21 protein-coding genes and 1 pseudogene are annotated in these 22,534 nt (G+C 60.5%); 8 read left to right on the forward strand and 14 right to left on the reverse strand.

Going from position 1 to position 22,534, the window contains the following annotated elements:
• From GZ093_RS07595 to GZ093_RS07610, 4 genes are all read left to right on the forward strand, one after another.
• On the forward strand, window positions 1–645 hold a 645-nt coding region (locus GZ093_RS07595), incomplete at its 5' end, for a molybdopterin dinucleotide binding domain-containing protein (protein ID WP_296484319.1).
• Complete coding sequence (fdxA, locus tag GZ093_RS07600; RefSeq protein ID WP_296484321.1) at window positions 642–986, forward strand: ferredoxin FdxA; 345 nt, start codon at window positions 642–644, stop codon at window positions 984–986. The genes GZ093_RS07595 and fdxA, both read left to right, overlap by 4 nt.
• Window positions 983–1,756 carry a ferredoxin--NADP reductase gene (locus tag GZ093_RS07605; RefSeq protein WP_296484324.1) on the forward strand — a complete coding sequence of 258 codons (774 nt, stop codon included), beginning with the start codon at window positions 983–985 and terminating at the stop codon, window positions 1,754–1,756. The genes fdxA and GZ093_RS07605 overlap by 4 nt, the downstream gene beginning before the upstream one ends.
• A 494-nt stretch (window positions 1,757–2,250) precedes the next feature.
• Window positions 2,251–3,984 (forward strand): FAD-dependent protein, encoded by a 1,734-nt coding sequence (locus tag GZ093_RS07610; protein ID WP_296484325.1) that lies wholly within the window; start codon window positions 2,251–2,253, stop codon window positions 3,982–3,984.
• Between the two features lie 13 nt (window positions 3,985–3,997).
• On the opposite strand, the gene asnS is transcribed toward GZ093_RS07610, so the two are convergent.
• The 9 genes from asnS to GZ093_RS07655 form a co-directional block, all read right to left on the reverse strand.
• Window positions 3,998–5,419: an asparagine--tRNA ligase gene (asnS, locus tag GZ093_RS07615; RefSeq protein ID WP_296484328.1), complete on the reverse strand. Its 1,422-nt coding sequence runs from the start codon at window positions 5,417–5,419 to the stop codon at window positions 3,998–4,000.
• Between the two features lie 300 nt (window positions 5,420–5,719).
• Entirely contained in the window at window positions 5,720–6,349 is a 630-nt protein-coding gene (locus tag GZ093_RS07620) for a LysE family transporter (RefSeq protein ID WP_296484332.1), read from the reverse strand.
• A 10-nt stretch (window positions 6,350–6,359) separates the two neighbouring features.
• The gene (gene htpX / locus GZ093_RS07625; protein WP_296484335.1) at window positions 6,360–7,235 is read right to left on the reverse strand and encodes a protease HtpX; all 876 of its coding nucleotides are present in this window, start codon (window positions 7,233–7,235) and stop codon (window positions 6,360–6,362) included.
• A 104-nt stretch (window positions 7,236–7,339) separates the two neighbouring features.
• The gene (locus GZ093_RS07630; protein ID WP_296484338.1) at window positions 7,340–8,149 is read right to left on the reverse strand and encodes a DUF3025 domain-containing protein; all 810 of its coding nucleotides are present in this window, start codon (window positions 8,147–8,149) and stop codon (window positions 7,340–7,342) included.
• Complete coding sequence (locus tag GZ093_RS07635; protein ID WP_296484341.1) at window positions 8,146–8,958, reverse strand: NYN domain-containing protein; 813 nt, start codon at window positions 8,956–8,958, stop codon at window positions 8,146–8,148. The genes GZ093_RS07630 and GZ093_RS07635 overlap by 4 nt, the downstream gene beginning before the upstream one ends.
• Window positions 8,955–9,998 carry a dihydroorotase gene (gene pyrC / locus GZ093_RS07640; protein WP_296484342.1) on the reverse strand — a complete coding sequence of 348 codons (1,044 nt, stop codon included), beginning with the start codon at window positions 9,996–9,998 and terminating at the stop codon, window positions 8,955–8,957. Before pyrC ends, GZ093_RS07635 begins: the two co-directional genes overlap by 4 nt.
• A 36-nt stretch (window positions 9,999–10,034) precedes the next feature.
• A complete protein-coding gene (locus GZ093_RS07645) occupies window positions 10,035–11,033 on the reverse strand; it encodes a LysR substrate-binding domain-containing protein (protein ID WP_296484344.1) in 999 nt (332 codons plus the stop codon).
• Between the two features lie 216 nt (window positions 11,034–11,249).
• Window positions 11,250–12,260 carry an aldo/keto reductase gene (locus GZ093_RS07650; protein ID WP_296484347.1) on the reverse strand — a complete coding sequence of 337 codons (1,011 nt, stop codon included), beginning with the start codon at window positions 12,258–12,260 and terminating at the stop codon, window positions 11,250–11,252.
• A gap of 109 nt (window positions 12,261–12,369) precedes the next feature.
• Complete coding sequence (locus GZ093_RS07655; protein WP_296484355.1) at window positions 12,370–12,975, reverse strand: hypothetical protein; 606 nt, start codon at window positions 12,973–12,975, stop codon at window positions 12,370–12,372.
• 194 nt (window positions 12,976–13,169) lie between these two features.
• On the opposite strand from GZ093_RS07655, the gene GZ093_RS07660 reads away from it, so the two are divergent.
• Window positions 13,170–13,808: a hypothetical protein gene (locus tag GZ093_RS07660; RefSeq protein WP_296484359.1), complete on the forward strand. Its 639-nt coding sequence runs from the start codon at window positions 13,170–13,172 to the stop codon at window positions 13,806–13,808.
• 90 nt (window positions 13,809–13,898) lie between these two features.
• Here GZ093_RS07660 and GZ093_RS07665 read toward each other — a convergent pair.
• Window positions 13,899–14,171: pseudogene (locus tag GZ093_RS07665) on the reverse strand (metal ABC transporter permease); the annotation flags it as partial.
• Between the two features lie 99 nt (window positions 14,172–14,270).
• Here GZ093_RS07665 and GZ093_RS07670 point away from each other — a divergent pair.
• Both GZ093_RS07670 and GZ093_RS07675 read left to right on the forward strand, forming a co-directional pair.
• Window positions 14,271–15,083, forward strand: coding sequence for a 5'-3' exonuclease H3TH domain-containing protein (locus tag GZ093_RS07670; protein ID WP_296484361.1), 813 nt, complete (start codon window positions 14,271–14,273; stop codon window positions 15,081–15,083).
• Window positions 15,084–15,284: 201 nt separating this feature from the next.
• Window positions 15,285–16,472, forward strand: coding sequence for a hypothetical protein (locus tag GZ093_RS07675; protein WP_296484363.1), 1,188 nt, complete (start codon window positions 15,285–15,287; stop codon window positions 16,470–16,472).
• 313 nt (window positions 16,473–16,785) lie between these two features.
• On the opposite strand, the gene GZ093_RS07680 is transcribed toward GZ093_RS07675, so the two are convergent.
• Window positions 16,786–18,603 carry an ABC transporter ATP-binding protein/permease gene (locus tag GZ093_RS07680; RefSeq protein ID WP_296484365.1) on the reverse strand — a complete coding sequence of 606 codons (1,818 nt, stop codon included), beginning with the start codon at window positions 18,601–18,603 and terminating at the stop codon, window positions 16,786–16,788.
• A gap of 35 nt (window positions 18,604–18,638) precedes the next feature.
• Between GZ093_RS07680 and GZ093_RS07685 the strand changes: the two genes are divergently transcribed.
• Window positions 18,639–19,076 (forward strand): acyl-CoA thioesterase, encoded by a 438-nt coding sequence (locus GZ093_RS07685; protein ID WP_296484368.1) that lies wholly within the window; start codon window positions 18,639–18,641, stop codon window positions 19,074–19,076.
• 94 nt (window positions 19,077–19,170) lie between these two features.
• Here GZ093_RS07685 and GZ093_RS07690 read toward each other — a convergent pair whose 3' ends face one another.
• From GZ093_RS07690 to GZ093_RS07700, 3 genes are all read right to left on the reverse strand, one after another.
• Window positions 19,171–20,442, reverse strand: a complete 1,272-nt coding sequence (locus GZ093_RS07690; protein WP_296484373.1) for an MFS transporter — start codon at window positions 20,440–20,442, stop codon at window positions 19,171–19,173.
• An 18-nt stretch (window positions 20,443–20,460) separates the two neighbouring features.
• Window positions 20,461–21,417, reverse strand: coding sequence for an aldo/keto reductase (locus GZ093_RS07695; RefSeq protein WP_296484416.1), 957 nt, complete (start codon window positions 21,415–21,417; stop codon window positions 20,461–20,463).
• A gap of 284 nt (window positions 21,418–21,701) precedes the next feature.
• Window positions 21,702–22,517 carry a crotonase/enoyl-CoA hydratase family protein gene (locus GZ093_RS07700; RefSeq protein WP_296484375.1) on the reverse strand — a complete coding sequence of 272 codons (816 nt, stop codon included), beginning with the start codon at window positions 22,515–22,517 and terminating at the stop codon, window positions 21,702–21,704.
• Window positions 22,518–22,534: the final 17 nt, after the last annotated feature.

The following is a 22,534-nucleotide window of genomic DNA, read 5'->3' on the forward strand; positions in this document are numbered from 1 at the left end:
ACATGGCCCTTGGCGGCCAGCCGCATATTCAATCTCTTTGATTCCCAGACACAGCCACTGCGCTGTGGTCAAGATGGGTTGGCCGCGTGCTTACTCATCTTTGCCCTGAGCAAATATTCCGATAGCTGGAAGGCGGTGCGCCTGCCGGACAACAAAGTCAATCTCTGCATTGAAGAGATGCTGGCAGAGCTCGAAAGCCTGGACTCCAAGCTACCGCACAAGGACCCGCTCTACCCGTTCATCCTGTCTTCCGGTGAGCGGCGCAATGACACCAGCAATACATCCATCCGCAATCCGGACTGGCACAAGAAAGGTGATTTTGGAATTTTGCGCATACATCCGCACGATGCCGGCGCCTTGGGTTGCGGCGAAGGTGATTGGATCACGCTCACGACGCCACGCGGAAGTGTGCAAGCGCCAATTGAACTCACCGACGAACTCCAGAGCGGCCACGTGTCCCTGCCCAATGGACACGGCATTGACTACCGCCGCGCCGATGGAACGCTGGACCGGCGGGGCGTTTCGCTCAACGAACTGACCAACACCGCCGACAGGGACCCGTTTGTAGGAACCCCTTGGCACAAGTACGTGCCGGTGCGCCTCGAAAAAGCAATCAACCCAACAAATGAAAGGAGCGTCGCATGACCCTCGTCGTGACTGAAAGCTGCATTCGGTGCAAGTACACCGATTGCGTGGACGTGTGCCCCGTGGATTGCTTCCTGGAGGGCCCCAATTTCCTAACCATTGATCCCGATGAATGCATCGACTGCGCGGTCTGCATTCCCGAGTGTCCGGTCAATGCCATCTATTCCGAAGAGGACGTGCCCGCCGACCAACGCCACATGACCGCACTCAACGCCGAACTGACCAAGCTACCCACCTGGAAGCGCATCAGCACGCGCAAGGCACCGCTGCCAGATGCACCAGAGTGGAAAGACAGGACCGGCAAGCTCTCACAACTGACCTACGAACACACACAAACATGAGTGCGTTTCTGGAAGAAACCGTATTGAGCGTTCACCACTGGACAGACCGGCTGTTCAGCTTCACCACCACGCGGGACACGAGTCTGCGCTTTTCCAACGGGCATTTCACGATGATCGGCTTGCGGGTCAATGACAAGCCGCTACTGCGTGCCTACAGCATCGTCAGCGCCAACTACGAAGAGCATTTGGAGTTTTTGAGCATCAAGGTGCAAGATGGTCCACTCACCTCGCGCCTGCAGCACATCCAGGTGGGCGACAAAATTATCGTAAGCCGCAAGCCCACTGGCACCTTGTTGATTGACTACCTGCTGCCCGGTAAAAACCTGTACCTGCTGGGCAGTGGCACTGGATTGGCCCCGTTCCTGAGCGTGGCGCGCGATCCCGAAACCTATGAGCACTTTGAAAAAGTCATTGTGGTGCACGGTGTTCGCGAAGTCTCCGAACTGGCCTACCACGCGTACTTGAAGACCGAGTTGCCTCAGCATGAAATCCTGGGTGAGATGGTGTCCAACCAGATGTTGTACTACCCCACGGTGACCCGCGAGTCCTTCGAGCACCAGGGGCGCATCACCACATTGATGGAAACGAACCAGATTTCCAAAGATTTGGGCTTACCACTGCTGGACCCCACTCGGGATCGCATCATGATTTGCGGTAGCCCTGACCTCAATAAAGACATGCGGGCCATTCTCGAAGCCAAGGGCTTCAAGGAAGGTAGCACCACCACGCCGGGCGACTACGTGGTGGAACGCGCCTTTGTCGAGCAGTAGGGGACTCCGTGCTACCGTTTCATTACACCCATGTCCAAACAGCGTCGACCGGATAGGCTTTCAGCGAACGATCCATGGTTACCAAGACATCACTCCGTTGCAGGCAGCGCAGTGGTGCGTGCAAAGTGCGCCGAAATTTTGGCCTGAATTTCGGCTGTAGGTGATCGCCATGTCCGGTATCGAGCGATTCTGCGAGTGGCCGGAGTTGACCCATTATGTGAGATCACTTGGGCCAGTCCAATGGCCGCAAACGCAGCGAAGGAGCTGGTCAAGGCGGAGCCTCACCGGCCACAATGGGCACCAAAAGCCAGTGAAATTTGTAGCCAAGGGCTTTTACAGCCCCCCGACACCGCAACGAATAGGGGGGCTTGGGCTGGGGGCCGATTTCTGGGCCTTTGACAGTATGAGGTTCCCGGCCCAAGACTGCGTGGCCGACGCAGCTCTTAAAATCTGCACCCTCTGCTTGATAAACACAAGCCAAAAGGCGCTGCACCATGATCCGACTCTCCGAACTCAAGCTCGCGCTTGACCACACGCACGACGGCCTCAACGCGCTGGTACTCAAAACCTTGGGCGTGGCAGCGACTGATGTCACCGGTTGGCAGATTTTCAAACGCAGTTTTGATGCCCGCATGGCGCAAGTGCGGGTGGTTTACCTGGTTGATGTGACGCTGGCCGACCCGGCGCTGGAACAGTCGCTGCTGCAACGCAACGCCAGCAACCCGCACATCCAGCCGACACCCGACATGGCTTACCACCTGGTCGCCCACGCGCCAGCCGATCTGCCACTGCGCCCGGTGGTGGTGGGCTTTGGCCCCTGCGGCATTTTTGCGGCGCTGTTGCTGGCGCAGATGGGCTTCAAGCCGATCGTGCTGGAACGCGGAAAAAAGGTGCGCGAACGCACCCAGGACACCTGGGGCCTGTGGCGCAAGCATGTGCTCAACCCAGAATCCAATGTGCAGTTTGGCGAAGGCGGGGCCGGCACCTTCTCCGACGGCAAGCTGTGGAGCCAGATCAAAGACCCGCGCTATTTGGGCCGCAAAGTGATGGAAGAGTTCGTCAAAGCCGGCGCGCCGTCCGAGATTCTGGTCGATGCGCACCCACACATTGGCACCTTCAAGCTGGTCAAGGTGGTGGAAAACCTGCGCGCACAGATCATCACGCTCGGTGGCGAGATTCGCTTTCAACAACGCGTCACTGACATGCGGGTGGAGAACAGCGCACAAGGCCGTCAGGTGCGCGGCCTGACCGTGTTGGACCAGGCCACCGGCCAAAGCTACGAGCTACGCGCTGACCAGGTGGTGCTGGCGCTGGGCCACAGCGCGCGCGACACCTTTGCCATGCTGCATGAGCGCGGTGTGACGATGGATGCCAAGCCGTTCTCGGTCGGCTTTCGCATTGAGCACCCGCAAAGCGTGATCGACCGTGCCCGCTGGGGCCGCCACGCTGGCCACCCCAGCCTGGGCGCGGCCGACTACAAACTGGTTCACCACGCGCAAAACGGCCGCGCGGTGTACAGCTTCTGCATGTGCCCCGGCGGCACCGTGGTCGCCGCCACCTCCGAGCCAGGCCGGGTGGTGACCAACGGCATGAGCCAGTATTCGCGCAACGAGCGCAACGCCAACGCCGGCCTGGTGGTGGCCATTGAACCCCTGGACTACCCGCAGGACGATGCCGCATTCATACAGGCCTTTGGGGCTGTAGCCGGCGCCGCGTATGCACTTGAAGCTATTGAATTAAGAGCAACGAATGCGCAGGCTGTGCATCCGCTGGCCGGCATCAACCTGCAGCGCCAGCTTGAATCAGGGGCCTATGTGCTGGGTGGCAGCAACTACGAAGCGCCCGGTCAACTGGTGGGTGAGTTCATTCGGGGGAAGGCATCGAGCACCTTCGGCTCGGTGCAGCCGTCCTACCAACCGGGCGTGAAACTGGGTGACTTGCACCCCGCCCTGCCCCATTACGCCATTGCGGCCCTGCGCGAGGCGCTGCCGGCGTTTGGGCAGAAGATCAAAGGCTTTGACATGCCGGACGCTGTGCTGACAGGGGTGGAAACGCGCACCTCGTCGCCCTTGCGCATGCCGCGCGGCGACGATTTCCAGAGTGTCAATACGCGCGGACTCTACCCAGCTGGCGAAGGCGCCGGCTATGCCGGGGGCATCTTGTCGGCCGGTGTCGACGGCATCCGGGTGGCCGAGGCTGTGGCCAGGCGCCAGCACAGCGCTCAGTAGCTCTCCGTCACGCTCAGTAGCGCGCGTGGCCCGGCGTTCTGGGGAACGGAATCACATCGCGGACATTGGACACGCCGGTGATGTAGGAAACGGTGCGCTCAAAACCCAGGCCGAAGCCCGCGTGCGGCACCGTGCCATAACGCCGCAGGTCACGGTACCAGCCGTAGTGCGCCGGATCGAGCCCGCACTCCACCATGCGCCGGTCCAGCACGTCCAGGCGCTCCTCGCGCTGCGAGCCGCCAATGATTTCGCCAATGCCGGGTGCCAGCACATCCATCGCCGCAACCGTTTTTTCATCGCTTGATAGCCGCATGTAAAACGCCTTGATCTCTTTCGGGTAGTTCATCAGCACGGTCGGGCCGTTGACGTGCTTTTCAGCGATGTAGCGTTCGTGCTCGGACTGCAGGTCGATGCCCCACTTGACCGGGTAGTCAAACTTTTCTTTGGTGTTCTCCAGCACGCGGATCGCCTCGGTGTAATCCATGCGCACGAATTCGGATTTGACGATGTGCTCCAGTTTCGCAATCAGGCCTTTTTCGACCCGCTCCTCGAAGAAAGCCATGTCGTCAGCGCGCTCAGCCAGCACCCGCGTGATGATGTATTTGAGCAGTGCTTCGGCCAGCGTGGCGTCGTCGGCCAGATCGGCAAAGGCGATCTCCGGCTCGATCATCCAGAATTCGGCCAGGTGGCGTGAGGTGTTGGAATTCTCGGCGCGAAAGGTCGGGCCAAAGGTGTAGACCTTGGACAGCGCCATGCAGTAGGTCTCTACGTTGAGCTGGCCCGACACGGTCAAGAACGCCTCCTTGCCAAAAAAGTCCTGCGAAAAATCAATCTTGCCGTCGGGCCGCTTGGGCAGGTTCATCAGGTCCAAGGTGGAGACGCGAAACAGCTCGCCGGCTCCTTCAGCGTCCGAGGTGGTGATGATCGGCGTGTTCACCCAGCAAAAAGCCTGCTCGTCAAAGAAGCGATGAATCGCCGACGCAATCGTGTGGCGCACCCGGGTCACTGCGCCAAACACGTTGGTGCGCGGCCGCAAATGGGCGACCTCGCGCAGGAACTCCATGCTGTGCGCCTTCGGTGTGATCGGGTAGGTGTCGGGATCGTCCACCCAGCCGACCACCTTGATGGCGCTGGCCTGCATTTCAAAGGGCTGGCCCTTGGCCGGTGAGGGCACGATCACGCCCGTGGCTTCAAGCGCGCAGCCGGCCGTGAGCCGCTGCACCTCGTCGGCGTAGTTGGCCAGCGTGTTAGGGGCCACCACCTGCACCGGATGAAAGCAGGAGCCGTCAGACACATTGACGAAGGACAGGCCGGCCTTGGAATCGCGGCGGGTTTTCACCCAGCCTTTGATGGTCACTTCGGCCTCGGCCGGCCCCAGGGACGCTTTGCCGGCGAGGACGTCGTGACAGCTGACCGAAGGCGAAGAATGAGACATGTTGGAGCCCTGCAAGAATTCGTGGTGAGGTGGTCAATGGTACCGGCCTTCGACCCACCCGCCCAGCCAGCCTGCAAAGAATGCAATGCCATTCTGACAACCTGGAAGCCATGGGTCACCCGCGCATCACCCTGGCTTGCCGCTCAAAACTTCAGAGACAAATCAGGCTCTAGCCCGCGTGCCATAAGCGTCATTAGCTATCACTATTAATAGCCCATGAAGTCTTTGCTTGAACAAGATCAGGCATGGATCAGGACGCTGGCTCTGGCGCTAGCGCAGTCCCGTCGGCGTGATGCCCCCTCAGCCGGCCCGTTTGAACAGCGCCAGCAGGGACCCCGCCAGCACAAACAAACTGCCAAAGGTGCGATTCATGGCGCGAATGTGGGAGGGGTCTTTCAAGGCACCCAGCACCCTGGCTGCCAACGCGGTGTAACCCGCCATGACCACCATGTCGGTGAACGCCAGCGTGGCACCAATGGTCAGGTACTGCGGCAGCAGCGGCTGTGACAGGTTCATGAACTGCGGCACCACCGCCAGCAGAAACACGGTGCCCTTGGGGTTGACCACATTGATCATCCAGGCCCGCAAAATCATCGAGCGCTGACTGACCGACATGCCGGAATCAGACACTGCCACCATGGGACGCGCCGGGGCGCGCCACTGCGCAATGCCCAGCCACACCAGATACGCCACGCCCAGCCACTTGACGACGGTAAACGCGGTGCTGGAAGCCGCCACCAGTGCACCCAGGCCCACACCGACGATCAGCAGTTGCGTCCAGATGCCCAGCACCAAGCCAAAAATGGTGACATAGCCGCGCTTGAAACCATGGTTCAAGCCGGCGCTCATCGAGGCAATCGCGCCCGGCCCGGGCGAGATACTGATAGCCCAGGAAGCGGCGAAAAACGCCAGCCAGGTGGAGAGTGCCATGCGGCCCGGCTCAGAGCGGTGCGCTCTGCAGCGCCGCAATGCGCTCTTCGATCGGCGGGTGGGTTGAAAACAGCTTGCCGATGCCACCGGCGATGCCCATGGCCGACATGCTCTTGGGCAGTTCAGCGGGCACCATGCCGCCCAAGCGCGCCAGGGCATTGATCATCGGTTGCTTGCGGTTCATCAGCTTGGCGGCACCCGCGTCGGCGCGGAATTCACGGTGGCGCGAGAACCAGGCGACGACCATCGCGGCGGCAAAGCCGAGCACGATGTCCAGCACAATCGTTGTCACCATGTAGCCGATGCCGGGTCCGCTGGAGCGCTCGTCGCCCTTGCGCAGGAAACCGTCAATGGCGTAGGCGATGACGCGGCTCAGGAACACGACAAAGGTGTTCATCACCCCTTGAATCAGGGCCATGGTGACCATGTCGCCATTGGCCACGTGGGCGATTTCATGGCCGATCACGGCCTCAATCTCTTCCCGCGTCATGCCCTGCAGCAAGCCCGTTGACACCGCCACCAGCGCCGAGTTCTTGAAGGCACCGGTGGCAAAAGCGTTGGGCGCACCGTCAAAAATGCCGACTTCCGGCATGCCGATGCCAGCGGTGGTGGCCAGTTTGCGCACGGTCTCCACAATCCAGGCTTCGTCCACGTTTTGCGGCTGCGTGATGATGCGCACGCCCGTGGTCCATTTCGCCATCGGCTTGCTGATCAACAGCGAGATGGTGGCGCCACCAAAGCCAATGACCATGGCGAAGCCGAGCAAGGAACCCAGGTCGAGTCCGGCCGGGGTCAGGTAACGGTTGACGCCCAGCAGGCTGGCCACGATGCCCAGCACCGCCACCACCGCCACATTGGTCAAAACAAACAAGAGTATCCGTTTCATGATTTTTTCTTTCTAAGAGGGCTCAAACCAGCGAACCATTGGGAGGGATGTTAGGGGCGCCGCGCGCGATTTCAAGACTTTGGCGCCGCAATGGCCCATGAAGTTTACGGGCATTCAAGAGCGGCCCCGGCCGATCCGGCGGGTCCGGCCTGGGGCAGGCGAAACACGCTGGCGTCGGCATAAAACGCCGGGTCTTCGTTGGCGCCGCACCAGCCGGGCACGCCCATCACTGGCAAGTGGGCAAACGGCTTGGCCGCCAACTTGTCGGCCGTGAGGTCCTGCGCCAGCCATGTATCGATGTCCGCTATCAAATGACTAGCTGCTTGCGCCCGGTAGACGTGGGCTGTGATCGCTTTTCTTGGTGAAACCAGCTTTTCCAGCAAGGCGTGCCCGAACAGCAGCAGCTGCGCCTCTCGCCACAGCGGGCGCAGTTCAACAAACAGACGCTGCCAGTCTTTGCGCACCAGCGCGTCCCACAGCGCATCCGGCGCCTGCAGCAGGGCGGCGTTCTCGTCAAACACCGTCAAGCTGTCACGCGTGGGCCCGCGCACCGGCTGGATGCCGCTGTGCGCAATCTGCGCGGCCTGCAGTTCGTTGAGCCGCGTCTTCGTCAGCGGAAACTGCAGCCAGCACAAGCCATTGAAGAAGTCGTGCAAGCCGTCCCGTGTCGGCACGCGCCCCGTGTCGAAAATGTGCTGCTCGTAAGCCACGCCGGTGGGTAGCTCGCTTTGTGGCACGAAGCGCACCGGGAACCGCGCCAGCGATCGCGCGGCCAGATTCAGGGCCTCGGGCTGGGGTTCGCCGTCTCGTACACGCTGCGCCAGCGCCTCGCCCGCTGCCCGCCACGGCGCGAGCCAGGGTGCGGTCCAGTCAATGTCGCCTACCGCTGACACCGCAGCGGGCAGGCCGTTCATGTCACGGCCAACGCCAGAAAATGCTGCTTGTCGCGCACACTGACTCTGGACGTTCCTTCGTCACGCAGGTCGAAGACACCTGTTGCGGCCAACAGCTTGCTCAGTGTGGCATAGCCATAGTTGCGCGAGTCGAACGAGGCTTTGTTGCCGATGTGAGTACCCACCGGACCGACCCCTGCCCAGCCATCTTCGTCCTCGCACGCAATGACGGCGCCCCGGAGCAAGCTGAGAAGCTTGGTGTCTTTTCGCAGTTGTTCAGTGGGCACGCGCAAGGGCTGCGATAGTTTGGCCGGGGCTGCGCCGACCTCCGTCGAAACAGCGGGGGCGGTCGCGACAGGCATATCAATGCCATCGACAGCACCCAGACGGTCAAGATATAGGAATCGGGAGCATGCGTTGACAAAGGGCTCGGGCGTTTTCTGGGCGCCAAATCCGTAAACGGCCGCCCCCTTGGCGCGCAAGTGCATCACCAGGGGCGTGAAATCTGCATCCGACGAAACGATGCCGAACGCATCCGGCTGATCGGTGTACAGCAGTTCCAGCGCATCGATCACCATCGCCATGTCGCTGGCATTCTTGCCTTTTGAATAGTCAAACTGCTGCATAGGACGGATAGCGTGCTCGTGCAGTTTTTCCTCCCAGCCCTTGAGTTCGTTCTTTTTCCAGTTGCCATAGGCTCGGCGCACGTTGGTCACGCCAAAGGTGGAAAGCTCGGTCAGGATCGCGTCGATCTTGGCGGCAGGCGAGTTGTCCGCGTCAATCAGCAAGGCAATTTGCGGTTCGGGCCGTCGCGCCTCGCGTGCACTCATACAAGCCTCCACGGCAGCGTTTCGCCCGCGCCCAAAGGCTTGAGCTCGGCGTCGCCATAAGTAAAACGCTCGGGCGGCGTCCACTCCTCGCGCTTCAACGTGATGGTGCCAGCGTTGCGCGGCAAACCATAGAAATCGGCGCCGTTGAAACTGGCAAAAGCCTCCAGCTTGTCCAGCGCACCGACCGAGTCAAACGCTTCGGCATACATCTCCATGGCGGCGTGCGCCGTGTAGCAGCCGGCGCAGCCCGACGCGTTCTCTTTCAGGTGGGCCGGATGCGGCGCACTGTCCGTGCCCAGAAAGAACTTGCTGGAACCACCGGTGGCCGCGGCAAGCAAGGCCTGGCGGTGAACTTCCCGCTTCAACACCGGCAAGCAGTAGTAGTGCGGGCGAATGCCGCCGGTAAAGATGGCATTGCGGTTGTAGAGCAAATGATGTGCGGTGAGCGTCGCGGCGGTGAAGCGATCAGCGTCCCGCACGTACTGCGCAGCGTCGCGGGTGGTGATGTGCTCGAACACGATTTTCAATTCAGGAAAATCATGGCGCAAGGGGATCAACTGCGTGTCAATGAACACCGCCTCACGGTCAAAAATGTCAATCTCGGGCGCGGTCACTTCACCGTGCAGCAGCAACAGCAGGCCCGCGCGCTGCATGGCCTCCAGCGTTTTGTAGGTCTTGCGCAGGTCGGTCACGCCTGCGTCGCTGTTGGTGGTGGCGCCGGCCGGATACAGTTTGACCGCCACCACGCCGGCATCCCGCGCACGCTTGATTTCATCGGGGGGCAAGTTGTCGGTCAGGTAGAGCGTCATCAGCGGCTGGAACTCAACGCCGGGTGGCACCGCGGCCTGGATACGCGCTTGGTAGGCCAGCGCGGCTTGCGTGGTGGTCACCGGTGGCCGCAGGTTGGGCATGATGATGGCACGGCCAAATTGAAAGGCGCTGTGCGGCACCACCGTGCGCAGGGCGTCGCCATCACGCACGTGCAAGTGCCAGTCATCGGGCCGGGTCAGGGTGAGGGAGAGAGCTTTGGCTTGCGTCATGGTCGGTATGGTTCCAAATCGGCCGGTGGGATCGAGCTATTGCGGCACAACATCGGTCGGATCCTTTCGGCCCTGCGCCAACAGATAGTCCCACAAGGCTTGCGCAGCACTCTTGGCCACGCGCTCAGCGGATGGTGCCGTCCTATGACCCCCAACTTTGCCGCTTTCCTTGCTCAAGGGCCGTTCCCGGTAGACCCGTATCTCCATCGTGATCTGCAGACCTTTCAGGTCCAGCGGCACCGCACTCACCAGTCTTCTGGCGCTTAAATCCTTCTTGACAGCACTAAAAGGCAAAAAGGCGATGCCATGGCCTTCCAGTGCCATCGCCTTCAGGCCTTCTGCCATGTCGGTCTCATAAACGCGGTCGAAATGAATGGCGGTGTTTGATTGCTTGAGGATCAGGTCCACCATCTGCCCCAGATAGGCGCCAGGCGCATAACCCAGGTAGGGCAAGGGCTGACCGGCGCGCCCTGGCAACTGAAACATCGGAGCACCGTCGGCATCCGGCTTGGAATAAGGTGCCACCACCTCTTCACCCAGACTGACCATCTCATAACGATCCGCATCAAGCTGGAACGGCTGCGACGGATGATGGTAGGCAATCAACAGGTCGCAACTCCCCTCCACCAGACGCATGACGGCGTCGTGCACATTGAGCGCAATCAGGCGGCTTTTGATCGGGCCAAATTGTTGCCGCAATGCCGATACCCACGCCGGAAAAAACGTGAACGCCAGTGTGTGTGGCACGGCGAATTCAATCACATCCTGCCCGACGGAGGTATGGCCGCGCAGCATCGCGCGCGTGCTTTGCAGGGCCTGCAACACCTCCAGCGACTGGTCATAGAGGGTTTCACCGGCCGGGGTGAGGCGGGTCGGGTAGTTGCTTCGATCCACCAGATCGGTGCCAGCCCATGTTTCAAGCGACTGAATGCGCCGCGAAAACGCCGGCTGCGTGACGTGACGCAGTTGCGCGGACCGGCTGAAACTGCGGGTCTCAGCCAAACTGACGAAATCTTCCAGCCATTTGGTTTCCATGGGCGGCAATTATGCGCGATTTGCATGGGTTGACCCCGCTCTGTCGGCCCGCCTCGGTGAAGAGCCAGCAGCATCGCCGTGCCACGGACGCCATATATTTTGATAGCGGCTCAATGAACGTCGACGGGGGCCAGCGTTAACTTTCATCAAATATGTCCACTGAAACCCAATGGGCTGAGCAGCCCCGTCAGGTGAAAAATCGATGCACGCGCCGTGCTATCGCGCCCGGCGTACCCGGCCATTCAAGGGATAGGCCGGGTCGGTGTAGCCAGGGGTGGAGGGGTGGCCCGGTTGAACCAGCCCATCCACCAGCGCCTCGTCCTCGTCGGTGACCGCATAGTCCAGCGCGGGCAGGTAGTCCTGCCACTGCTGGAGCGTGCGCGGCCCGGCTATGACCGAGCTGACCGCCGGGTTGGCCAGCACCCAGGCGGTGGCGAACTGCGCCAGGCTGATGCCCCGGCTTTCAGCATGGCGCTTGAGCTGCTGGGCAATCAGCAGCGACTCTTCGCGAAATTCGGTCTCCACCATGCGCTGGTCGGCTCGGCCAGCGCGGCTGCTCGGGTCTGGCGTCTGCCCCGGCGGGTACTTGCCAGTGAGCACGCCGCGCGCGACCGGACTGTACGGCGTCACGCCAATGCCGTAGTGGGCACAGGCCGGCAACACCTCCACCTCGGGCATGCGGTTGAGCAGGTTGTAGTAGGGCTGGCACACCACCGGTCCCGGCATACCAAGCTGGGCCGCCAGGCGCATCAGCTCGGCGATGCGCCAGCCGCGGAAATTGGAGACACCCCAGTAGCGAATCTGGCCGGCGCGCAGCATGGCCTCCAGCGCGCGCAACGGTTCTTCCAGACTCATGCCGTTGAAATCACGGTGCAGGTACAGAATGTCCACGTAATCGGTTTGCAGGCGCGCCAGCGAAGCCGCTACTTCGCGCAGCATCCAAGTGCGGGAGTAATGGCCTTCATTGACCCGGTCTGACATGTTGTTGCCGAGCTTGGTGGCGAGTACCCAGTCATGGCGCTGGCCCTTGAGCAGCTCGCCCACCATGGTTTCAGACGCGCCGTTGCTGTAGACATCGGCCGTATCGATGTAGTTCACACCATGGGTGTGGGCATCGGCCACGATGGAGGCGGCCTCCGTTTGATTGGTCTGATCGCCAAACATCATGGTGCCCAGGCACAGGGCGGAGACTTGCAGATTGCTTTTGCCTAGACTGCGGTATTGCATAGGGGGGCCTTTTGGTTGATGCGTTGATGTCGATGCTAACAACAGCTGGTCAGATTCAAAAAAAACGGGCCTCAACGACACCAGTGGCGGCGACGCCATCAACCCAGCCTTAGCGCCCAACCAAGGCGTCGTAGGCCTGCCGCGTCTCGGGCGACACAGACTCAAGTAGCTGCGCATACGGTGTTTTGTGGCGCATCAGCATCCGGGCCGAGGCCACCGTTTTGGACCGGCAGAACCAGTGGCAGGTGTGCTGCATCAGAAACAACTCGGCCGACAGGGTGAAAGCCTTGCTTTTTTGCGTCAGATGGCGGCTGTTTTGGGCTGCTTGGTCAATGCCTTCGGCGTGAATTCGCAGGGCCTGACGCAAATCGAACGTGCCGTCTGGCAGCAGCCTGTCGACCCAGGGAATCGCCAACGCCAACCGGCTGACCCGCGTTTGCGCCTCATCGACGAGCGAAAACTCAGCCACAAAACGATTGAACTGTTCACACAGCGTCAGCTCAGCAGCGTCCAACATGTGCCAGATCTGCGCCTGGCGCTCGGGGTCGACCTCAGACAGCGCGCGCAGGTAGCCGTCCGTCAGGCTTTCCATCAGCTTTTCAATCTGGTATTTGCCCAGATAACTTCCCAACAAGGCAATGCGTCTGCCCTGCTCACGCGACTTGATCATGTAGCCGCCGATGGCAAGCAAGGTTAATAGTACAAGTAGTTCCATGGCGGGATGCGCAGATTGTTTGACAGCGGCTTGAGTGTAGTGGCGGCCCGGCCTCGGCCAGCGCGACGATTGCGACGATCAGGCATCACAACTCCTGTAACACTTTCATTGGGTAGCGGCAAGCCCGCGCTTGACAAATGTCAACTGGCTCGATCGTGAATTCATCACATGATTGTCCAACAGGAGAGATTCAAATGAAGTTCCTTGCTGCTATTCTGAGTTCGTCGATTCTGGTCGCCTGCGGCAGCGGCGGCGGTGGCTCGGATGCCCCCGCTTCACCAACCACTGAGTCGCCAACCACTCCGTCGCCAGCAATTGAGGCGCTCGCCCAATTCGAGGGCGTGTGGCGGGAAGACTGCAATGACCATATGCGAGTGACGAAAACATCCACGGCGACGAGCGGCACCACCTTCTCTGTCGTTACCAGAGAGGACTACTACGACAACGCCGACTGCACCGGTGCCTTGGTCGCAACCGGTAGCTACGGTGTACCCGATGAAACCGTGACGTACGCGCCCACTTTGGCAAACGCCTCGGTCACATTGTTGACAGGCGAGAATATCCAGGCCGACGTTGCTCCTGCAACTTCAGTCGCAGCCGTTGCAACCTTCACGGTCACGGGTAGCGGCGTGAAGGCTACAGAGCTTGTCGGCACGACGCTGTTCGCACGCATTGAGTACGCCAACGGCGACTACTTAGTCATGACGCACCCAGGGTTAGGCGGCCAGACTACCTATGGTGCGTTCCTAATACGCAAATATGAGTTGCTCGCCCTCTTGCCGATTGATGGCTTCACGAACTCATTTAAGGTCCGTCATCGGTACACTCGATAATTCACTTACTGGACACGCCTCTGCAAGCGTTCGGGCCGAAGCCATTCGGCGCCTGCCCGAGGTCGGCAACAGGCCAGCAGCCTTGCAAGACTACTCCGAGCTCTGCTGCAGCGCCCACATCTGGGCATAGCGGCTATTGGCCGCCAGTAGCTCGGCATGCGGACCCCGCTCGATGATGCGGCCAGCGTCCATCACCAGAATCTCGTGCGCGTCCACCACCGTGGATAAACGGTGCGCAATCACCAGCGTGGTCTTGTTCTTCGCCACGCTTTGCAGCTCGGCCTGAATGGCGCGCTCGTTGGCCGAGTTCAACGCCGAGGTGGCTTCGTCAAAGATCGAAATCGGCGGGTTTTTCAGCAGGGTGTCAATGGCTTACTATGACCGCTGGCGCCCCCAACGTGGGCTGAGCGACGGGGGTCACCTTCGTCTCCGTGAGAAATTTCAAACCGACGTGATCACACAATGTCCCTGCTAATTATTGATGCGCTGAACATCATCAGGCGTATTCACGAGGCGATCCCCGAGCCAGACAGCGCGGAGAAGGTCGCGGACACCCTCAAATCAAGCCTGAGCTCGTTCAAGCGCGCACTCAAGACGCACAGGCCCACCCACGCGGTTGCGGTCTTCGACCATGGAGGTCGCACCTGGAAACATGATCTCTATGAGGGCTATCAAGCCAACCGCAAACCCATGCCGCAGCCCTTGCGCAATGGCTTGCTGACCATCCAGCATGAATTGCATGACATGGGTTTGCACTGGATTGCTGTTGAGGGCATCGAAGCGGATGATGCCATTGCCGCGCTGGTCGATAAATGGTGCAAGGCCAGGTCAGAGCGAGCCATCATTTTGTCGACGGACAAGGACTTTTTGCAGCTGCTCAATGACCAGGTCTGTATTTACGACCACTTCAAAGACGTTTGGCGTGACTCAGCTTATGTGCAGGAGAAATTTGGTGTCACGCCATCGCAGATGGGCGATCTGCTGGCCCTCATGGGTGATGCGGTGGATGGCGTCCCCGGCGTGGACAAGGTCGGCCGCAAAACCGCAGCCACGCTGCTGCGCATCAATGGCAATCTTGACCGGCTGATCTCCAACGCCGACAAGGTAGGGGGCCAGGTTGGCGCCAATCTGCGCAAGGGCATTGAGATCGCCAGGCTTTCCCGACAACTGGTTTCATTCAAGACCGATGCACCGCTTGGGTTGACCTGGAAGATGCTGGCGCAGGTTCGGGTACCCACACCCCCTTCTCACACCATGACCGAGAGTTCGCCTTGAGCACACGGCAAGCGGAGTCCCATGGTCAGACCGTAGGCCTCACCCATGACCGACATAGTTTTGCAGGTGAATACCGGCTTCAACAACCTAAAGCGGACCTTCAATTTGGATTGAAATGCAAGGCGTTCGGACGGGTGTCAGTCAGCGTTGCGAGAAGATCATCTATATTCAGCCCACTAACACATTGAGATAAGGGAAGAAATGAACAAAGATGAGTCCGTGCCTATCGTGGCTGTTGAATCAACATCGAACGCCTCAGTGAAGACCGCAAGAAAGAAGGCTGTTACAGCGAAGAAGCCAGCAAAAGCTGTGAAGTCTTCACTTGGCAAAGGTTCGGCACGAGCAACTAAGGTGAAGCCAGTTGCGCCCAAATCCAAGCGGGAGTTTCCCCACTACTCCCTTGAAGAAGCGCGCAAGATCCCCGACATAATCAAAAATGTCAATATGGGCAATCCTTGGGCACCCGGCGAAATCGTAAATGCTCTTGGTGTAGGTAAAGGGAACAATTTTTTCTACTTGACCACCGCCTCGCGCGACTACGGGTTTACCGTCGGCACCCGCGACACAAATAAGATTGAGTTGACAGAGCTAGGCCGACTACTCGTGTATCCAAAGTCGGCAACTGAAGCGTATAGCTCCATCGTTAGCGGCTTCCGAAATGTCGAGCTATTCCAGAGGGTATATGACTATTACCAAGGCGAGAATTTGCCCGACATTCAGTATCTGAAGAACACACTAAAGACAGAATTTGGTATTGCTGAGTCGTTACAAGACGAGTTCTATACGCTGTATCAAACGAATCTCGCATACATGAAGTCACAGGGCACTGAGTTGGACGTTTCCTCGGGAAATGCTCAGACACATTTCAGCGGGCAGGCGGGCAACACATCGATTATTCTCGGCGAATCAAAAAATGCTGGCCATTTAATTGCGTTCGTAGCCATGCCATTTTCCGAAAAGTCTAAGGAGCACGCAACAGGATATTTTGATGAGGTTCTCAAGCATCTCATCACCCCAGCTGCCGTCAAGGCCAACTTCAATGCAAGAACAGCGAAGAAGGCTGGCAGCGAAGTTATTCAGTCAACCATTGTGAATGACCTCGACACCGCAGATTTAGTAATCGTTGATCTCACCGAACATAATCCCAATGTCCTGTTCGAACTCGGGATGCGGATTGCCTTCAATAAACCTGTTTGTTTGATTCGCGCAAAGGGAACCGCACCGATCTTCGATATTGATCACATGTTGCGCGTTTATGACTACAACCCGAGCTTATGGGCATCAACGCTGCTGACAGACGTACCAGCACTATCTGAGTTCATCACTGAAACGTGGAAAAATAAGGACACTGAGCGCTCGTATCTGAACATACTACGCGAGAATAAATAAGAACTGCGTGAAGTGATAAAGCGTGCGATCAAGCCATGTCTGGTGTGACTCGATATTGCGAATGTCCAGTTAGCTACACCAGCGACAGTCAGTCAAAAATACTGGCAGCCGCTTCCGAATGGCCGGTATGAAAGAGCAGCGTCGATGGACGGCATCTGGTCGTCAAGAGCCATTCGCAGGCCGAAACACTATGACGCGTGACGCTGCCAACCCGGCCATCAAGGGAATAGAAATCCCTCATCCAATCCACTATTATTTAAATAGCTGCTCACGCATATTCCACGCTGGCTAGAGTCATAAAACACCAACAAACCTACTCAGCCGTCGATTGCTGCAGCGCCCACATCTGTGCATACCTTCCATTCGCCGCCAGCAACGCCGCATGCGTGCCCCGCTCCAGAATCCTCCCGGCGTCCATCACCAGAATCTCGTGCGCGTCCACCACCGTGGACAGTCGGTGCGCAATCACCAGCGTGGTCTTGTTCTGCGCCACGCTTTGCAGCTCGGCCTGAATGGCGCGCTCGTTGGCGGAGTCCAGCGCGGAAGTGGCTTCGTCAAAGATCAAAATCGGCGGGTTCTTCAGCAGGGTGCGGGCAATCGCCACGCGCTGCTTTTCGCCGCCGGACAGTTTGAGCCCACGCTCGCCCACCATGGTGTCGTAGCCCTTGGGAGTGGCGCTGATGAAGTTGTGGATGTGGGCGCTGCGTGCCGCCTCTTCGACTTGCTCGCGCGTGGCACCGGGTTTGCCGTAGGCAATGTTGTATTCCACCGTGTCATTGAACAGCACCGTGTCTTGCGGCACGATGCCGATGGCCTGGCGCACAGACGCTTGGGTGACCTGCTTGATGTCCTGCCCGGCAATCAGAATCTGGCCCTGCTGCACGTCGTAAAAGCGAAACAACAGGCGCGCCAGCGTCGATTTGCCCGAGCCCGACGGCCCGACCACCGCCACGGTCTTGCCCGCTGGAATCTCGAAACTGATGTCGTGCAGGATGGGACGCGCCGGGTCATACGCAAAATCGACGTGGCTGAATGTGACATTGGCGCCATCGACCCTGAGCGGTTGCGCACCGGGCACGTCGGCAATCTCGCGCTCGCGCTCCATCAGCGTGAACATCTTGTCCAGATCCGTCAGGCTCTGCTTGATCTCGCGGTACAGCACGCCCAGGAAACCCAGCGGAATGTAGAGCTGGATCATGAAGGCGTTGACCATCACCAAGTCACCCAGCGTCATGTGACCCGCCACCACGCCTTGCGTTGCGCGCCACAGCATGGCGACCAGGCCAGTGGCGATGATGAGTTGCTGGCCGGTGTTGAGCAGACTCAGGGTGCGCTGGCTCTTGAGCGCAGCCAGGCGGTAGTTCTTCAGGTTCTCGTCATAGCGTGTGGCCTCGAACTCCTCGTTGTTGAAGTACTTGACGGTCTCGAAATTCAGCAGCGAGTCGATCGCCCGGCTGTGCGCCTTGGAGTCGAGCTCGTTCATGACCTTGCGAAACTGGGTGCGCCACTCGGTCACGGTCACGGTGAAGCTGATGTAGAACACCAGCGCAATGATGGTGATCAGGGCAAACCAGATGTCGAACTTGACCGCCAGGTAGGTCAGCACCATGGTCACTTCGATCAGCGTCGGGATGATGCTGTAGAGCGAATACGAGATCAGCGAATTGACCGCGCGCGTGCCGCGCTCGATGTCGCGCGTGAGGCCGCCGGTCTGGCGCTCCAGGTGAAAGCGCAGGCTCAGGGCATGCAGGTGGCGAAACACCTGCAGCGAGATCGTGCGCGACGCGCCCTCGGTGGCTTTGGCAAACACCAGTTCGCGCAACTCGGCAAACAAGGTGGTGGACAAGCGCAGCAAGCCGTAGGCCAGCAGCAAGGCGGCCGGCACCACCAGCAAGGCGGTGGCGTCGATGCCGCCCTTGGGGTTCATGGTGTCGATCAGCTGCTTGAGCAACAAGGGCACACCGACGTTGGCGGTCTTGGCGCCCACCATGAACGCCAGCGCCGCCATCACGCGGTACTTGTATTCCCACAGATACGGGAACAAGCGCTTGAGCGTGGCCCAGTCTGAGCGGGTGGCGCCGGGGGCGGATGCTGAAGGGGCGCCGTGGTAGGCGGATGAATGGCGGCTCATGGGGGACAATCTGAAAAACTACCTCGATTGTGCCCATGTCCACCGCCCCGAACCCAAACACCCCTAACAGCCGCGCGCCCAGCGTGCAGTTGCCCACCGACCAAGAACTGGTGCTCAAGGTCATCCCGATGCCTGGCGACTGCAATGCCAATGGCGACATTTTTGGCGGCTGGGTCATGGCCCACGTCGACCTGGCGGGCTCGGTGGTGCCGGCGCGCTATGCCGGCGGGCGCATGGCCACGGTGGCGGTGAACGAGTTTGTCTTCAAGCACCCGGTGCGTGTGGGCGATATTCTGTCGTTCTTCGCCAAGTTGACGCGCATCGGTCGCACCTCGATCACGGTGAAGGTGGAGGTCTTTGCCGAACGCTATGGCTCACAGGGCGAGTACACCAAGGTGACGGAAGCGTCCCTCACCTATGTGGCCATTGATGAAGCGGGCCTGCCGCGTGAAGTGCCTAAAAGGGCAATTTGATATTGCTATATATTAAATAGCTTTCTACCTATATTCCACGGGGGCCAGAGCCCGTTTTATATCTTGACTGCGGCGGCGTGCCCCATGACAAGCTTCAGTCATGCGCAGGCGCCGTCGACCGCCCCAGGCGCCAACCGAGCAAGCCCCACACCACGGCCACCGGCACGGCCAGCAGCGCAATGGCGCCGGCCGCCAGGCCGAGCGCGGCAAAGCCGGCGTAGAGCCAACCGCTGACAAGGTCGCCGCCGCGGTAGACGGCCGCGTCGATAAAGGCCTTGGATTTGTAGCGTTGTTCACGGCTGACACGCGTGAACAGCACCTCGCGCGCCGGCTTGGCGAGCGCGTGGCGGCTGCTGTCGTAGAGCACCCGAACAATCATCAGCGCGCTCAGTGTGACGACCGTCGGTGCCGCGCCAAGCGCCAGGAAGCCAAGCGCCGCCACGGCCGGCAGCAGCGCCAGCGTCAGGCCGATACCGAGTCGGGCCAGGATGTGCGCGGTGAAAAATGCCTGCGTGACGATGGTGACCGCATTGACCGCGAGATCGATGCGTGCCAGAAACGCCCGGCGCAGTGCACGGTCAGAGATCGCCTCGCCAAGAAGGTGTGACTGCACGAAATACAGGATGGTCGAGGCGAAAGTCATCAGCAGAATCCACAGCGCAATGTTGCGCAGCGCAGGGTCGCGCAAGACCGGCACAATGCCGCTCCAGGCGCTGCCACCGATGCGCGGCTCGGGCTCGCGGTTCAGTGTCTCGGGCGCGTGCGCGGCGCGGCGGTCGAGCGCGCGGGCCAGCCAGCACGCACCTTCCAGCGGTGGCACCGCCAACAGCAGCAGCAGAAACACCGGCAGCTGCGAGGCCAGTGCGGCGGTGCTGGCCGAGCCAACGACAGCGCCAAGCGATGAGCCGACGGCGATAAAGCCGAACAGTCGCTTGCCTTGTTCGTCGCGGAACAAATCGACAATGAAGCCCCAGAACACGGTGACCACGAACAACGCAAAGACGCTGGTCCACACGTAAAAAATCCGGTCAATCCATGGCCGTGCCGACTGTGGCAGCAAGGTGAGCGCGGCATAAAAGCCGATCAAGTTGACGGCAAAAAAACGGTTGGCCAGAGGAATGAACACGGCCCGCGGCCACCTTGACACCGCCGCCGAATACAGCGGCACGGCCAGCAGCATGACGAAAAACACCGCTGTCCACAAGAATTGCAGGTTGCCCCGGTCGGCGGCGCCGATCTCATCGCGCACCGGTCGCAACAGGTAGTAGGCGAACAGGATGCAAAACCCGTAGGCGGTCGCGAGCAGCAAGGGCACGGCTTCGCCCGGCCGTACCGGAGCGGCGCGTTGGAACAAGTTGGCAGGCATCGATGCGCCGTCCACGACTCAAACGCTGAACAGCTCGGCGTGGCGGCGCCAAAAAGCGGCATCGGGAACGTGACCGGCACCGGCACGGGCGTTGTCGGCCATGTGCTCGGGGCGGCTGGTGCCGGGAATCGCGCAGGTTACGGCCGGCTGGCTGAGCACAAACTTGAGCAACAGCTGCGCCCAGCTGGTCGCGCCGAGCGCGCCCGCCCAAGGTGGCAGCGGCCGGTCGCGCAGGCGCCGCAGCAGCCCACCGCCGCCAAAAGGCCGGTTGATCAGCACCGCCATGCCGCGCTCGGCGGCCAGGGGCAATATGCGCCGCTCGGCGTCGCGCTCATCGAGCGAGTAGTTCAGCTGCACGAAGTCAAAACGCTCGGCGCGAATCACAGCTTCGAGCTCGCCGTAGGCAGCGGCGGTGTAGTGCGTGATGCCGAGGTAGCGAATCCGGCCGGCCGCCTTCCAGTCGCGCAGCGTGGCGAGCTGGGTGCGCCAGTCGACCAGGTTGTGGATTTGCATCAGGTCGATTCGCTCGGTCTGCAGGAGGCGCAGCGATTCATTCATCTGGCGCAGGCCCTCGGCGCGGCCGCGTATCCAGACCTTGGTTGCGACGAACGCTTTGGCGCGGCTGCCCGCGGCGGCCAGCAATTCGCCGGTGACCGCCTCGGCGCGACCGTACATCGGCGAGCTGTCGATCACCGAGCCACCGGCGTCAAACAAGGCCTGCAACACGGCGGGCAAACGGCAGTATTCGTCAGAACCGGGAGCTGCGTCGAAGCCTTGCCAGGTGCCCAGGCCGATGACGGGAAGCGCTTCGCCGCTGGCCGGAATTCGCCGGCTGAGCATGGGTGTCGTCGACAATTTGGTACGTGACTCCGGCGCCAAGGGTGCCGCGACCTGGGCGCGTAGCGGGCCGCTAACGCCGGTCATCGCCAGCGTGGCGGCACCGGCGGCAAAGCGCAGGAACTGCGCGCGGCCAATAGCGCCGAACCCGCAGGACGCAATGAGTTGATCAGGCCGAGCGTTCATGGGGTCTCCCGGATTCAATGGCACCCGACACAGCGGGCAGTGCCGGGTAAGACTGCAGAAGCGGTGGCTGAGTTCCCTGGCACCGCCTGTTTGTCACGCAACGCGATTGCACCCGTTTGGGCGAGTGGCGGACAGGCAGTTTTTGCAGAAGCCAGCGCCCAACAGACAGCCGTACGTTTACTACGATTTATATAGCTGCTTGCGCTTATTCCACGCGGGCTAGAGGTCAATTTGGCCTAAAACTCTCCGTGCCGGCCACCGCCGGCAGCAAAGCGCACCGCTCCCTGTAGACCATCATCAATACATTGCTTGCCACGCTCCCACTCCTGGTGCAGGGCGTGCGGTAGCGGCAAGTCCCACTGGGTGTAGGCGCTCATGCGGTCGGCCAGCATGGTCTTTTGTGGAAAGCTGGCCAGTTGCTGCGCCAGCACCAGCGCCGCTTCCAGCGCCTGGCCCGCAGGCACAACACGGTTGCACAAGCCCATTTGCAGTGCCTCGGCCGCCTCCACCTTGCGCCCGGTCAGAATCAGGTCCAGGGCGTGTCCCATGCCGATCAGCCGGGGCAGCCGCACGGTGCCGCCATCGATTAACGGCACACCGAAGCGACGGCAGAACACGCCAAAGTAAGCGTCCTCCTCCATCACCCGCATGTCGCACCACAGCGCCAGCTCCATGCCACCGGCCACGGCGGCACCGCTGACGGCGGCAATCACCGGCTTGGATAACAGCAGGCGCGATGGCCCCATTGGGCCCAGTGGACCGGGGGGCACACAGTCGTCCGGCAAGAACGCCAGCCCTGCCAGCGGGCTCTGCTGATCTGCATCGGCCTGCTGCGCCAGGCGGGCACCGGCCTGCAAATCCCATCCTGCGCAGAAGTGGCCATGAGCACCATGAAACACGGCCACCCGCGCATTCTCATCGGCCTCAAACGCCAGAAAGGCCGCATGCAGCTCACGGGCCGTGCTCGCGTCCACGGCATTGCGTACATCGGGACGATTCAGCGTCACGACGGTAATGGCGCCGTGGTGGGAGATGTCAACGGGTTTATTCATCGCGACATGATGACGGG

Source organism: Rhodoferax sp., from assembly GCF_010365055.1.
Classification (GTDB): Bacteria; Pseudomonadota; Gammaproteobacteria; order Burkholderiales; family Burkholderiaceae_C; genus Rhodoferax.